Origin of the sequence: Rhodococcus sp. NPDC056516, assembly GCF_042794655.1 — a bacterium.
Classification (GTDB): domain Bacteria; phylum Actinomycetota; class Actinomycetes; order Mycobacteriales; family Mycobacteriaceae; genus Rhodococcus_F.
Genome location: NZ_JBHTTG010000002.1, coordinates 82,229 through 95,113, shown reverse-complemented (window position 1 = coordinate 95,113; position 12,885 = coordinate 82,229). Strand labels below are relative to the sequence as shown.

The window sequence follows — 12,885 nt, the reverse complement described above, 5'->3', positions numbered from 1 at the left end:
ACGGACTACTGGAGAATAGTACGCATTATGGAAAGAGATCGGGCCGACAACTCTCGAGGAGTGGCCGGCCCGATCGGTGTTGGTTTTCGCTACAGGTACTGGCCCGTGTTCGACTCCGTGTCGATCGCGCGGCTTGCACTGGCGTTCTTGCCCGTGACGAGAGTGCGGATGTAGACGATCCGCTCGCCCTTCTTGCCCGAAATACGTGCCCAGTCATCAGGATTGGTGGTGTTGGGCAGATCCTCGTTCTCGGCGAACTCGTCGACGATGGAATCGAAGAGGTGCTGCACACGCAAGCCCGGAGCACCGGTGTCGAGCACCGACTTGATCGCGTACTTCTTGGCGCGGTCGACGATGTTCTGGATCATCGCACCCGAGTTGAAGTCCTTGAAGAACAGAACTTCTTTGTCACCGTTGGCGTACGTGACCTCGAGGAAACGATTCTCTTCGCTCTCCGCGTACATGCGATCGACGACGCGAACGATCATCGCCTTCAAGCATGCAGTGCGATCTCCACCGAACTCGGCGAGGTCGTCCGCATTGATCGGCAGACCGTCCACCAGGTACTTCGAGAAGATGTCCTGAGCAGATTCCGCGTCGGGACGCTCGATCTTGATCTTCACGTCCAGTCGGCCCGGACGCAGGATGGCCGGGTCGATCATGTCCTCACGGTTGGACGCACCGATGACGATGACGTTCTCGAGCCCTTCCACGCCGTCGATCTCGCTGAGCAACTGCGGAACGACCGTAGTCTCCACGTCGGAGGAGACTCCCGAACCACGGGTACGGAAGATCGAGTCCATCTCGTCGAAGAAGACGATCACCGGAGTGCCCTCGGACGCCTTCTCGCGAGCACGCTGGAAGATCATCCGAATGTGACGCTCGGTTTCGCCGACGAACTTGTTCAGAAGTTCCGGGCCTTTGATGTTCAGGAAGTAGGACTTGGCGTCCTTGCTGTCCTGACCGCGGGCTTCGGCGATCTTCTTGGCCAACGAGTTCGCTACGGCCTTGGCGATGAGCGTCTTACCGCAACCGGGAGGACCGTAGAGCAGTACTCCCTTCGGCGGTCGCAGCGAGTACTCGTGAAACAGGTCCTTGTGCAGGAACGGAAGCTCGACGGCGTCACGGATCTGCTCGATCTGACGACCGAGACCGCCGATGTCGTCGTAGTGAACATCCGGAACTTCTTCGAGAACCAGATCTTCGACCTCGGCCTTCGGGATGCGCTCGAAGGCGTACCCGGCCTTGGTGTCGACGAGCAACGAGTCACCGGGACGCAGTTTTCTGGTCGGAGAATCGGCGTCGTACGCGATGATGTCGGCTTCGGGATCGGCGAAGACGGCCGCCAACGGTGCTGCGAGCCAGACGATGCGCTCTTCGTCGGCATGTCCGACCACCAGCGCGCGCAGTCCGTCGTCGAGTACCTCACGGAGCGTGCTGATCTCGCCGACCTGCTCGTAGGTGCCCGCCTCGACGATGGTGAGTGCCTCGTTGAGGCGAACCGTCTGTCCGAGGGCAAGGGTGTCCGTGTCGATGTTCGGTGAGCACGTCAATCGCATCTTGCGACCGGACGTGAACACATCGACGGTCTTGTCCTCGTGTACCGAGAGAAGGACTCCGTAACCGCTCGGCGGCTGACCGAGTCTGTCGACTTCTTCACGAAGTGCGATGAGCTGCTGACGGGCCTCCTTGAGGGTGTCCATCAGCTTGCTGTTTCGGATGGACAGCGAGTCCACCTTCGACTCCAGCTCACGCACCTGCTCCGGCGATTGTGCGAGTTGTCGGCGCAGTACCTGTGCTTCCACTCGTAGCGCGTGGAGTTCTTCTGCTGCCGCAACCGAATCCGGGTTCTCTGTCGAGCTCATGTGCGTCTCCTCCCAGTGCGATCCATCAACGCTACCGGCATAAGGCCCCAACTGTCGCCAGACACGGTGCGCGAGTGCGAATTCACACCCGCACGGGGACCGTGCCGACTGGTCTCGAGCCAGAATTTGGTCATGTTAGCCTTGCCTACAAGATGGAGACAGCGCCTGTCTCTCTTTACAACGAAAGGTAACGCTGTGATCATCCGCAAGACTCTCATCAGCGCTTGTGCCGTCGCTGCCGTCCTGACCATGGGTGCATGCAGCTCGGACGACAACAAGGATTCGACGGCTGCCAGCTCGACTTCCGCCGCCGCCTCGAGCACCACGGCCAAGGCCTCGGCTTCCGCCACGACGTCAGCTGCCGCTGCCGCAGCGGCTCCGACGGCCGAGGAGCTCAACGCCTCGCTCGTCGCTCTGATCGATCCGGCCAAGCCGATCGAGGAGAAGACCGCTCTGGTGGTCGACGGAACCAAGCGTCAGGCCAACATCGAGACGATGAGTGCTGCGCTGGGCGGTAACCCGGCCTACGCGATCACGTTCAACGTGGACAACGTCAAGGTCGACGGTCAGACCGCAACTGCAGACGTCGCCGTCGTCAGCCCGCACGGCGCCGCACCGGCCACCCCGTGGACCTGGGAGCTCGAAGACGGGTCCTGGAAGCTGTCCGACACCTCGGCTTGCGTGCTCCTGGAAATGGGCCGCGCTTCCTGCACCGCATAACTTCCAGCTACAACAAGAGCGGCGATCCGGATACCGGATCGCCGCTCTTGTTGGTTTCGTGTGACTACTTGGCCGCGGTGTTCGAGCCCTTGCCCGCACGCCGTTGGGGCTTCGGGGTGACAGTTCCTTCGGCGAGACGACGAGCGCTCACGAGGAACGCGGTGTGGCCTTGCATCCGATGTTCGGGGCGCACCGCCAAACCGACGACGTGCCAACCGCGCACGATCGATTCCCACGAGCGGGGCTCGGTCCAGCATTCCTGCTCGCGCATCGCCTCGACGACCTTCGAGAGCTGAGTAACGGTCGCGACGTAGACGATCAGAACGCCGCCAGGCACGAGCGCCTTCGAGACGGCGGGCAGGACGTCCCACGGAGCCAGCATGTCGAGTACGACGCGATCGACCTTGCCGCCGTGCGCTTCCGGATCGAACTCCGCGAGATCGGCGATGGTCAGTTCCCAGTTCGGGGGACGCTCCCCGAAGAAGGTCTCGACATTGCGGACCGCGTGTTCGGCGTGGTCGTCGCGGACCTCGTAGGAGATGACCTTGCCCTCGGGGCCGACAGCACGCAGCAACGAACATGTCAGTGCGCCGGAGCCGGCTCCTGCTTCGAGCACGCGAGCTCCGGGGAACACGTCGCCCTCGTGGACGATCTGAGCCGCGTCCTTCGGGTAGATGACCTGGGCACCGCGCGGCATGGACAGCACGTAGTCCACCAGCAGGGGGCGCAGTGCGAGGTAAGGCGTGCCGTTGACCGACTTGACGACGCTGCCCTCGTCGGCACCGATCAGGTCGTTGTGAACGATTCCGCCCTTGTGGGTGTGGTACTCACGGTTCGCCTCGAGGACGATCGTGTAGTGGCGTCCCTTGCCGTCGGTCAGCTGGACGCGATCGCCGACGCGGAACGGTCCCGACGGCCGCTTACCCGGCGCGGTGAGATCAGCGTCTGGAAGCTCTGGTTCGGGAATCTCGGCGACAGCGGACTGCACAACCTCATCCACTTCGGTCGTGCCTTCTTCTGGTTGCAGCTCGTTCGCCATGCGCAGATGATCCCTGTTCGCTTGTTTCCGGTGTCCTCGCCACCGGCTCCGACGGAGTTGTCGGACCAACCGCATAGCCTGCCAGGTGTGAGCTCTGTCGAATTGCCAACCCCCACTCCAACGGGTGCCACATCACACGAGCGCCCGCGTAGTCGGCCGGCGCTCTCTCCGTCTCGGGCGGGTGACTACAAACAATGCCCCCTGCTCTATCGGTTTCGAGCGGTCGACAGAATCCCGGAAACACCAACCAGAGCACAGGTCAGAGGTACCGTCTTACACGCGGCACTGGAAGCGCTGTTTGCACTCCCGACCGGTCACCGGGTTCCCGATCGCGCAGCCGAACTCGTCCGGCCCGCGTGGGAACGTGTCAGTGCCGAGTCTCCCGAGGCCGCCGATCTTGTTCCGGACGACGAGCTGGACTCGTTTCTCGGTGAAGTCGGCAAGCTCGTCGCGACCTACTACACGCTCGAAGATCCCACTCGATTCGATGCCGAGGCGTGCGAGGTCTACGTCGAGACAGAATTGGAGAACGGCGTTCGACTCCGTGGCTTCGTCGACCGGATAGACGTTGCACCGACGGGTGAGGTGCGGGTGGTCGACTACAAGACCGGGAAGGCTCCTCGTGAGTTCACCGAGTCCAAGGCGCTCTTCCAGATGAAGTTCTACGCGCTCGTACTGCTGCGCACTCGCGGAATCGTTCCCGCACAACTGCGCCTGATCTATCTGGCCTCCGGCTCGATTCTCACGTACGCCCCGGATCACGACGAGCTCATTCGATTCGAGCGAACCCTCTCCGCCATCTGGAAAGCGATCCTCGCAGCAGGTGCGACCGGAGACTTCAGACCCAAGCCTGGCAAACTGTGCGACTGGTGCGATCACAAGTCACTGTGCCCCTCGTTCGGCGGAACACCTCCGCCGTATCCAGGTTGGCCGGACCTGCTGAGCACCGAACCTGTTGCCGCAAAGGAGAATTCATAACATGACGGACAGTTCGTATTACCGCTACCTCGGAACGACGGAGGAAGGGCACGAGCGGTTCGCGAGCACCCAGGCAACTGTCAGCATCTGGGGCCCGACGCTGCAGCACGGCGCTCCCCCGTCGGCACTGTTGGTACGAGCCCTCGAGCGGTGCGGTGCGCGCGACGAGACCCGTCTGACGCGTGTCGTCGTCGAGATTCTCGGACCGATTCCGATCGCCGACCTCGAAGTCCGGTCCTGGATCGAACGACCCGGTCGCCGTATCGAATTGATCGTCGCCGAACTGTGGGCGACCACCGCCGACGGATCTGCACGCGCTGTTGCGCGAGGGACGGCGTGGCGGATGGAGACGGTGGATACCGGTGACGTCGTCCACGTAGTCGATCCCCCGCTCGAACCCCGCGACAGTGGAACCCCGGGCGTGCTCGAGGGTCTCTGGAGCGTTGGCTACCTCAAGACCCTCGACTGGTCCTGGATTGCTCCGATCGGGTGCGTGGGCACCGGAAAGGTGTGGGCACGCCCCAAGCCCGAACTGGTCGAGGGCGAGAAGATGTCTGCCCTCGAGCGCTTGTTCGCGGTGGCCGACATCTCCAACGGCGTCGGCGCCAAGCTCGACCCGGAGCACTGGACGTTCCTCAACACCGATCTCACGGTGCACATCTTCCGCGTGCCCGAGGGCGACTGGGTCGGTGTCGCCGCCGAAACCACAACCGGTCCGGACGGCGTCGGCATGTGTGCGGGTGTGCTCTACGACGAGCAGGGTGCCGTCGGCCGTATCGCCCAGACTTTGCAGATTCGCGCCCGTTCCTGACTTTCAGGAACGGGCGCGAATGCGCGTAGATCTATCAGGCAGTGATCAGAAAGCGCGTACCGAGCGGATGTTCGACGCGAGGATGGCCTTGGCGCCGAGTTCGGCCAAGGCATCCATCACCTGGTTGTGTCCCTTGATCGGGACCATCGCGCGAACCGCGACCCAGTCAGGATCGGCCAACGGTGAGAGCGTCGGCGACTCCATACCGGGGGTCATCTTGATGGCGTCGTCGAGGATGGTGCGCGGGCAGTCGTAGTCGATCATCAGGTTCTGCTGAGCGAAGACGATTCCCCGTACGCGTTCGATGAGCTGGTTGCGGGCGGGATCGTCCTGCGGAGCGCCGGTGCGCTCGATCAGGACACCCTCGGAATCGCAGAGCGATTCGCCGAAAGCCACGAGGTTGTGTTGACGGAGAGTGCGACCCGATCCGACCACGTCGGCGATCGCGTCGGCGACACCGAGCTGAATCGAGATCTCCACGGCGCCGTCGAGACGGATGACGGTGGCGTCGAGTCCGCGATCTGTGAGGTCATTGCGGACGAGGTTCGGGTACGACGTCGCAATACGAAGGCCGGACAGATCCTCGACCGTCCAATCCTTGCCGGCCGGTGCTGCGTAGCGGAACGACGAACGGCCGAAGCCCAGCGACAGACGCTCGGACACGGGAGCTCCCGAGTCGCCGGCGAGGTCGCGACCGGTGATGCCGAGATCCAGTTCACCGGAACCGACATAGATCGCAATGTCCTTGGGGCGCAAGAAGAAGAACTCGACCTGATTGGCGGGATCGAGGACCGTCAGATCACGGGAATCGGTGCGTCGACGGTAGCCGGCCTCGCTGAGAATCTCGGCGGCGGACTCGGACAGTGAGCCTTTGTTGGGAACTGCTACGCGCAGCATGGTGGATGTCCTTTCGGAAGGTGTGGTTGACGTGAGACGACGTGAATCGGAAGCCCTGGACGAGCGAGATGGCGAACATCTCGCTGGTCAGCTCCGATCACAGATGTCGGTACACGTCCTCGAGGGTCAGTCCGCGACCGACCATCAACACCTGCGTCCAGTACAGCAGCTGGGAAATTTCCTCGGCTAGCTGCTCATCGCTCTGGTATTCCGCAGCGATCCACACTTCACCGGCTTCCTCGATGACCTTTTTGCCCTGCGCATGCACACCGGCGTCGAGGGCGGCGACAGTGCCGGACCCCTCGGGGCGAGTAGCAGCACGCTCGGTCAATTCGGCGAACAAGGATTCGAAGGTCTTCACGGGTAGACATTCTTTCACGAGGACGGAAGCGGTTTTCACACGCCCACGAACAGCGGTGTTCACAGCCCTGCGTCGAGGCTGCGCGAACTGACGAACCTGCGGGTCTGCCCGGTGATCGGATCCGGGTACTCCAGCGCCCGCGCCAACAATCGCAATGGCGTGGAGAAGTCGCCAGGCACCGCGGGTAGGTACTCGGGGTAGTAATTGTCGCCGACGATCGGGATTCCAAGTGAGTTCAGATGCAGGCGAAGCTGATGGGTCCGGCCGGTCCGTGGGAGCAACCTGTATCGCCCGAGCGTCCGGCCGGCCGAATCGGTGATCACCTCGATCAGTTCGATCGAGGTCTCACTGTTCGGCTCACCCTCGATCTCGGTGGCCGTCATCTCGCCGTGAACCTTGTTGATGCGACTGCGCACCGTGCGCGGGAAAGTCAGTTCCGGATCGAAGCCCGCAATCGCCTCGTATTCCTTGACGATCCGCTGCTCGGCAAAAAGTTCCTGGTACGGCCGTCGTAGGTCCGGTGTCACGGTGAACACGATGACCCCCGCCGTCATCCGGTCGAGGCGGTGAACCGGCGCAAGATCCGGAAGATCCAGGTCGCGACGCAGTCGCACGACCGCACTTTCGACGATGTGCGCTCCCCGCGGAATGGTCGCCAGGAAGTGTGGTTTGTCGATCACGAGAATCGAGTCGTCGCGGTACAGGATCTCGATCTCGTGCGGGACCGGAATCTCGGGAGCTGGTTCGCGGTAGAAGTACACGAAACGGGTCGGCTGATAAGGCGTTTCGCCGGTGATCTCGCGCCCGTGCTCGTCGACGACATCCCCGGCGCTGACGAGGTCCGCCCACAGATCCCGCTCCCCCGGATTGTCGGCGATCAGGTGCTCGAGGACGGTACGCGCGGACGACTCGGCCGGCATCCGCAGCCGATCCGGCCCGAGACCGTTTCGGATCGGCAACGGAGCCTTGGGCACTGCTCAGTCCTGCTCGAGGTCTGGTGAACAACTTTCGCAGAGCAATTCGAGGGTGCGACCGTCGCCGTCGATCCGATTGCGGAACCGCGGCGTCGGAGTACCGCAATCGACACAGACGCCGAGCGTCTTGGCTTCGGATGAGAACTCGATGTTCATCCGCTTGTCGAACACGTACAAGGAACCGTCCCAGAGACCGCGGTCGCCGAAAGTTTCGCCGTAACGGACGATTCCGCCGTCCAACTGGTAGACCTCGTCGAAGCCACGTGAGCGCATCAGTGAAGACAACACCTCGCAGCGCACTCCCCCGGTGCAGTAGGTGACCACGGCTTTGCCCTTGAGATGGTCGTACTTGCCGCTGTCGAGTTCGGCGACGAAATCGCGAGTGGTGGCCACGTCTGGAACCACTGCATCTCGGAAACGGCCGATCTCGGCTTCGAACGCATTGCGCCCGTCGAAGAACACGACCTCGTCACCGCGACTGTCGACGAGTTCGTGTAGTTCTTTGGGCGCCAGGTGAACTCCGCCGCCGACTACACCGTTCTCGTCGACCTTCAGCTCGTCGGGGGCACCGAACGTCACGATCTCCGAGCGAGCCTTGACGCTCAGGCGAGGGAAATCGTCACCGAGTCCGTCCGACCACTTGATGTCAGCGGTGCGGAACGGCTCGTAGCCACGCGTACCTCGGACGTATCGCTTGACATCCTCGATGTCTCCGCCGACCGTCGCATTGATCCCGTGAGGCGAGACGATGATCCGACCCGTCAAGTTGTTCGACTCCGCGAGGCTGTGCTGCCACAGTTTGATCGCTTCCGGGTCCGCCAAGGGCGTGAACTGGTAGAATAGAACAATTTTCGGAATAGCCACAGCAAATCCAGCCTAACGTGCCGCGCTCGAGTGAACGTCGTGAAGATCGTGAATGGACAAGTCCACCAGGGACTCTCGGAACACGCGGCCAGGACCGGCCGGGACGTCGACCTCACACGGAACGACGAGCACCGCGCAACCCGCGGCGCTGGCCGACGCCGTACCGGTCGGTGAGTCCTCGATCGCGAGGCACTGCGCCGGCTCGAGTCCGAGCAGGTGCGCGCCGCGCAGGTACGGATCCGCTGCCGGTTTCCCGTTGGGGACCTCGTCGCCGCACACCGAGTGGTCGAAGAACTCACGGCCGAGCATGCCGAGTGCCCGATCGACCAGAACTCGCTCGGTGTTGGTGACCAGTGCAGAACGCAGACCACCGTCACGCACGGTCGACAGAGCATCGCGAGCGCCCGGTCGCCAGGTCACGCCGTCCTCGAACAGATCGCCGACGCGGGTGTACATCCAGTCCTTCGCCTCGGCGATGGCATCGGGATGCTTCTCCAGGCCGAGCGCGTCGAACACCGTCGCCAGGGCGAAGGGGCTCGACGCACCGATGACGGCGATGCGAGTCGCTTCCGTCATCGGTCCGCCCAGGCGCAGGGACAGCTCACGTAGCGCGATGTCCCACAGCTTCTCCGAATCGAGCAGCGTGCCGTCCATGTCCCACAGGACACCACCGAGGGTCGTTTCGGATACTTCGGTCAACAACTCAGACATTGAAATACTTTGCTTCCGGGTGGTGCAGGACAAAAGCGTCAGTGGACTGCTCGGGATGCAGCTGCAGTTCCTCGGACAGTTCGACGCCGATCCGCTCGGGTTCGAGCAGAGCAACCAACTTGGCACGATCCTCGAGGTCCGGGCACGCGCCGTATCCGAACGAGTAACGAGCGCCGCGGTACTCGAGATCGAAGTACCCGGCAACCTCGGTCGGATCCTGCTCCGCGACGGTGTGGCCCTCGGGAAGCACAAGCTCTTCACGGACGCGTCGATGCCAGTACTCGGCCAGAGATTCCGTGAGCTGGACGCCGATTCCGTGTACTTCGAGGTAATCGCGGTACGAGTTCGACGCGAACAACTCGTTGGCGAAGTCCGCGATAGGCTGACCCATCGTCACCAGCTGGAACGGAAGAACGTCGACCTGGCCGGTGGCCTCGGCGTCCTTGCGCGAGCGGACGAAGTCCGCGATGCACAGGAAGCGATCGCGGTGCTGACGCGGGTAGGTGAACCGGAACCGTTCGGGTGCATCCGGTTTCGGCTCGGTGAGCACGATGACGTCGTCGCCCTCCGAGATCGCCGGGAAGTACCCGTACACAACAGCGGCGTGCGCGAGGATTCCCTCGGACGTCAGGCGATCGAGCCAGTATCGAAGCCGCGGACGGCCTTCCGACTCGACCAGTTCCTCGTACGTCGGACCGTCGCCCTTGCGCTGACCGCGAAGACCCCACTGGCCGAGGAAGAGAGCGCGCTCGTCGAGCAGGCCCGAGTACTCGGACAGCGAGATTCCCTTGACGATGCGCGAACCCCAGAACGGAGGTGTCGGCACCGCAATGTCGGTGGCAACGTCGGAACGCTCCGGCAGGATGACGGGAACCGCTGCAGCCTTACGCTTTTCGGCGATTCGCTTGGAACGCTCGTGACGGGCTTTACGCTCGGCCGCCTTCTCACGCGCTGCGATGGCCTCTGGGCTGTCCGGCGCTGGGCCGCCGCCACGCTTGGTCGTCATGATCTGGTCCATCAAGTTCAGACCCTCGAAAGCGTCGCGGGCGTAGCTGACGTCGCCCTCGTACACCTCCTGCAGATCGTTCTCGACGTACGAGCGCGTCAGCGCCGCACCGCCGAGCAGAACCGGGAACTTCTCGGCGACACCGCGTGCGTTGAGTTCCTGCAGATTTTCCTTCATCACGACAGTGGACTTCACGAGCAGTCCGGACATGCCGATGACGTCGGCCTTCTTGTCCAACGCGACGTCGAGGATGGTCGCGATCGGCTGCTTGATGCCGATGTTGACTACCTCGTAGCCGTTGTTGCTCAAGATGATGTCGACCAGGTTCTTGCCGATGTCGTGAACGTCGCCCTTGACGGTCGCGATCACGATACGTCCCTTGCCGTCCTCGTCGGTGGCTTCCATGTGCGGTTCGAGGAAGGCAACCGCAGCCTTCATGACCTCGGCCGACTGCAACACGAACGGCAGCTGCATCTGACCGGAGCCGAACAGCTCACCGACGGTCTTCATGCCGGACAGCAGAGTCTCGTTGATGATGGCCAGCGGCGGCTTGATCGTCATCGCCTCGGTGAGGTCGTCGTCGAGGCCGTTGCGCTCACCGTCGACGATGCGACGCTCGAGGCGGTCGAACAGCGGAAGTCCCGCGAGTTCCTGTGCACGGGACTCACGCGCCGATGCAGCCGAAACGCCCTCGAAGAGAGCCATCAGCTTCTGCAGTGGGTCGTAACCCTCGCGACGACGGTCGTAGACCAGGTCGAGTGCAGTTTCACGCTGCTCGTCCGGAATGCGGGCCATCGGCAGAATCTTGGACGCGTGAACGATCGCCGTGTCCAGACCGGCCTCGGTGCACTCGTGCAGGAACACCGAGTTGAGAACCTGACGTGCGGCCGGGTTCAAACCGAACGAAATGTTGGAGATACCCAGGGTGAAGTGCAGTTCCGGGTAGGCGGCCTTGAGCTGACGGATGGCTTCGATGGTCTCGATGCCGTCGCGTCGAACCTCTTCCTGACCGGTCGAGATGGGGAAGGTCAACGCGTCGACGATGATGTCGGACTCGGCGAGTCCCCAGTTTCCCGTGATGTCCTCGATCAGACGCTTGGCGATGGCAACCTTGGTCTCGGCGGTGCGAGCCTGGCCTTCTTCGTCGATGGTCAGGGCGACAACGGCCGCGCCGTGTTCCTTGACCAGCGTCATGATCTTGTGGAAACGCGATTCCGGGCCGGCGCCGTCTTCGTAGTTGACGGAGTTGACGGCGCAGCGGCCACCGAGGTGCTCGAGACCGGCCTGCAGCACGGCAGGCTCGGTGGAGTCGAGCATGATCGGGAGCGTCGAGGACGTCGCCAAACGGCTTGCCAGTTCTGACATGTCGGCGGCACCGTCACGGCCCACGTAGTCGACGTTGAGGTCGAGCATGTGTGCGCCGTCGCGGGTCTGGTCCTTGGCGATGTCCAGGCACTTCTGGTAGTCCGCGGAGAGCATTGCCTCGCGGAAAGCCTTGGAGCCGTTGGAGTTCGTGCGTTCGCCGATCATCAGGATGCTGGCGTCCTGCTCGAACGGCACCGCGGAGTACAGCGAAGAGGTGCTCGGCTCGTGGATCGGAGTGCGCTGGGCCTTCTCGACCTGACGGACCGCCTCGGCCACCGCACTGATGTGCTCCGGTGTCGTACCGCAGCAGCCACCGACGAGACCGAGTCCGAACTCGGAGACGAAACCACTGAGGGCTTCGGCCAATTCGTCGGCGGTCAGCGGGTACTCGGCGCCCTTGGGGCCGAGTTGCGGCAGGCCGGCATTGGGCATGACCGACACCGGCAGCGTGGAGTACTTGGAGAGATGTCGGAGATGTTCACTCATCTCGGCCGGCCCGGTGGCGCAGTTCAGGCCGATCATGTCGATACCGAGCGGCTCGAGTGCCGTCAGCGCCGCACCGATCTCACTGCCCAGGAGCATCGTTCCGGTTGTCTCGACCGTCACGTGCGTGATGATCGGCAACCGCAGTCCGAGTTGCTCCATCGCGCGCTGACTGCCGAGGATTGCAGCTTTCACCTGAAGCAGGTCCTGGCAGGTTTCGACGAGGATGGCGTCGGCGCCACCGTCGATCATGCCGAGCGCAGCTTCGGTGTACGCGTCACGAAGGACTGCGTACGGTGCGTGTCCGAGACTGGGAAGCTTGGTTCCCGGCCCCATCGAGCCGAGTACGAATCGGGCCATTCCGTCACGGCCGGGTCCCATCTCGTCCGCCACTTCGCGGGCGAGAGCAGTGCCTTTTTCCGAGAGTTCGCGGATCCGGTGAGAGATGTCGTAGTCGGCGAGGTTGGGCAGGTTGCAACCGAAGGTGTTGGTCTCGACGGCATCGGCACCAGCGGCGAAGTACGCGCGGTGGATGTCTTTGAGCACGTCGGGACGGGTGTCGTTGAGGATCTCATTGCACCCCTCGAGGCCGAGGAAGTCGTCCAGGGTGAGGTCCGCGGCCTGCAACATGGTGCCCATCGCTCCGTCGCCGATGACAACGCGCTGTTTCAGCGCATCAAGCAGGGCAGAGTTAAATGGGGCAGACATGCCGTCCAGAGTAGTGGGCGCACCGACAAGCTCTGGCCGTAGGCTGGGTGGGTGAGTCCAAGTGAGTTCCCCGTCACTCCCGACGGCCCGGTCGATTTCGACG

At 63.0% G+C, this 12,885-nt stretch carries 11 protein-coding genes; 3 read left to right on the top strand and 8 right to left on the bottom strand.

The window, feature by feature from the left end; all coding sequences use genetic code 11:
* Window positions 1-89: 89 nt before the first annotated feature.
* Window positions 90-1,865, bottom strand: a complete 1,776-nt coding sequence (gene arc, locus ACFQ6Y_RS05595; RefSeq protein ID WP_003944870.1) for a proteasome ATPase — start codon at window positions 1,863-1,865, stop codon at window positions 90-92.
* Between the two features lie 195 nt (window positions 1,866-2,060).
* On the opposite strand from arc, the gene ACFQ6Y_RS05590 reads away from it, so the two are divergent.
* Entirely contained in the window at window positions 2,061-2,585 is a 525-nt protein-coding gene (locus ACFQ6Y_RS05590) for a hypothetical protein (RefSeq protein ID WP_003944789.1), read from the top strand.
* Between the two features lie 64 nt (window positions 2,586-2,649).
* Here ACFQ6Y_RS05590 and ACFQ6Y_RS05585 read toward each other — a convergent pair whose 3' ends face one another.
* Window positions 2,650-3,573, bottom strand: coding sequence for a tRNA (adenine-N1)-methyltransferase (locus tag ACFQ6Y_RS05585; protein ID WP_378446127.1), 924 nt, complete (start codon window positions 3,571-3,573; stop codon window positions 2,650-2,652).
* 138 nt (window positions 3,574-3,711) lie between these two features.
* Here ACFQ6Y_RS05585 and ACFQ6Y_RS05580 point away from each other — a divergent pair, with 138 nt between their 5' ends.
* On the top strand, window positions 3,712-4,602 hold the full coding sequence (locus ACFQ6Y_RS05580; protein WP_378630010.1) for a RecB family exonuclease: 891 nt from the start codon (window positions 3,712-3,714) through the stop codon (window positions 4,600-4,602).
* A gap of 1 nt (window position 4,603) precedes the next feature.
* On the top strand, window positions 4,604-5,413 hold the full coding sequence (locus ACFQ6Y_RS05575; RefSeq protein ID WP_378544051.1) for a thioesterase family protein: 810 nt from the start codon (window positions 4,604-4,606) through the stop codon (window positions 5,411-5,413).
* A 45-nt stretch (window positions 5,414-5,458) separates the two neighbouring features.
* Here ACFQ6Y_RS05575 and hisG read toward each other — a convergent pair whose 3' ends face one another.
* From hisG to metH, 6 genes are all read right to left on the bottom strand, one after another.
* Window positions 5,459-6,310 (bottom strand): ATP phosphoribosyltransferase, encoded by an 852-nt coding sequence (hisG, locus tag ACFQ6Y_RS05570; protein ID WP_378544048.1) that lies wholly within the window; start codon window positions 6,308-6,310, stop codon window positions 5,459-5,461.
* A 97-nt stretch (window positions 6,311-6,407) separates the two neighbouring features.
* Window positions 6,408-6,671 (bottom strand): phosphoribosyl-ATP diphosphatase, encoded by a 264-nt coding sequence (locus ACFQ6Y_RS05565; protein ID WP_003944933.1) that lies wholly within the window; start codon window positions 6,669-6,671, stop codon window positions 6,408-6,410.
* Between the two features lie 59 nt (window positions 6,672-6,730).
* Window positions 6,731-7,591 carry a pseudouridine synthase gene (locus tag ACFQ6Y_RS05560; protein WP_378631310.1) on the bottom strand — a complete coding sequence of 287 codons (861 nt, stop codon included), beginning with the start codon at window positions 7,589-7,591 and terminating at the stop codon, window positions 6,731-6,733.
* 57 nt (window positions 7,592-7,648) lie between these two features.
* The gene (locus ACFQ6Y_RS05555; protein ID WP_378532928.1) at window positions 7,649-8,509 is read right to left on the bottom strand and encodes a rhodanese-related sulfurtransferase; all 861 of its coding nucleotides are present in this window, start codon (window positions 8,507-8,509) and stop codon (window positions 7,649-7,651) included.
* 12 nt (window positions 8,510-8,521) lie between these two features.
* The gene (locus ACFQ6Y_RS05550) at window positions 8,522-9,220 is read right to left on the bottom strand and encodes an HAD family hydrolase (RefSeq protein WP_378532927.1); all 699 of its coding nucleotides are present in this window, start codon (window positions 9,218-9,220) and stop codon (window positions 8,522-8,524) included.
* On the bottom strand, window positions 9,213-12,782 hold the full coding sequence (metH, locus tag ACFQ6Y_RS05545; RefSeq protein ID WP_378532925.1) for a methionine synthase: 3,570 nt from the start codon (window positions 12,780-12,782) through the stop codon (window positions 9,213-9,215). Before metH ends, ACFQ6Y_RS05550 begins: the two co-directional genes overlap by 8 nt.
* Between the last annotated feature and the right edge of the window lie 103 nt (window positions 12,783-12,885).

Bases quoted from the DNA above. Each gene is read 5' to 3' on its own strand.
- metH (WP_378532925.1), bottom strand. From the start codon at position 12,782: ATGTCTGCCCCATTTAACTCTGCCCTGCTTGATGCGCTGAAACAGCGC.
- ACFQ6Y_RS05550 (WP_378532927.1), bottom strand. From the start codon at position 9,220: ATGTCTGAGTTGTTGACCGAAGTATCCGAAACGACCCTCGGTGGTGTC.
- ACFQ6Y_RS05575 (WP_378544051.1), top strand. From the start codon at position 4,604: ATGACGGACAGTTCGTATTACCGCTACCTCGGAACGACGGAGGAAGGG.
- arc (WP_003944870.1), bottom strand. From the start codon at position 1,865: ATGAGCTCGACAGAGAACCCGGATTCGGTTGCGGCAGCAGAAGAACTC.
- ACFQ6Y_RS05560 (WP_378631310.1), bottom strand. From the start codon at position 7,591: ATGCCGGCCGAGTCGTCCGCGCGTACCGTCCTCGAGCACCTGATCGCC.
- hisG (WP_378544048.1), bottom strand. From the start codon at position 6,310: ATGCTGCGCGTAGCAGTTCCCAACAAAGGCTCACTGTCCGAGTCCGCC.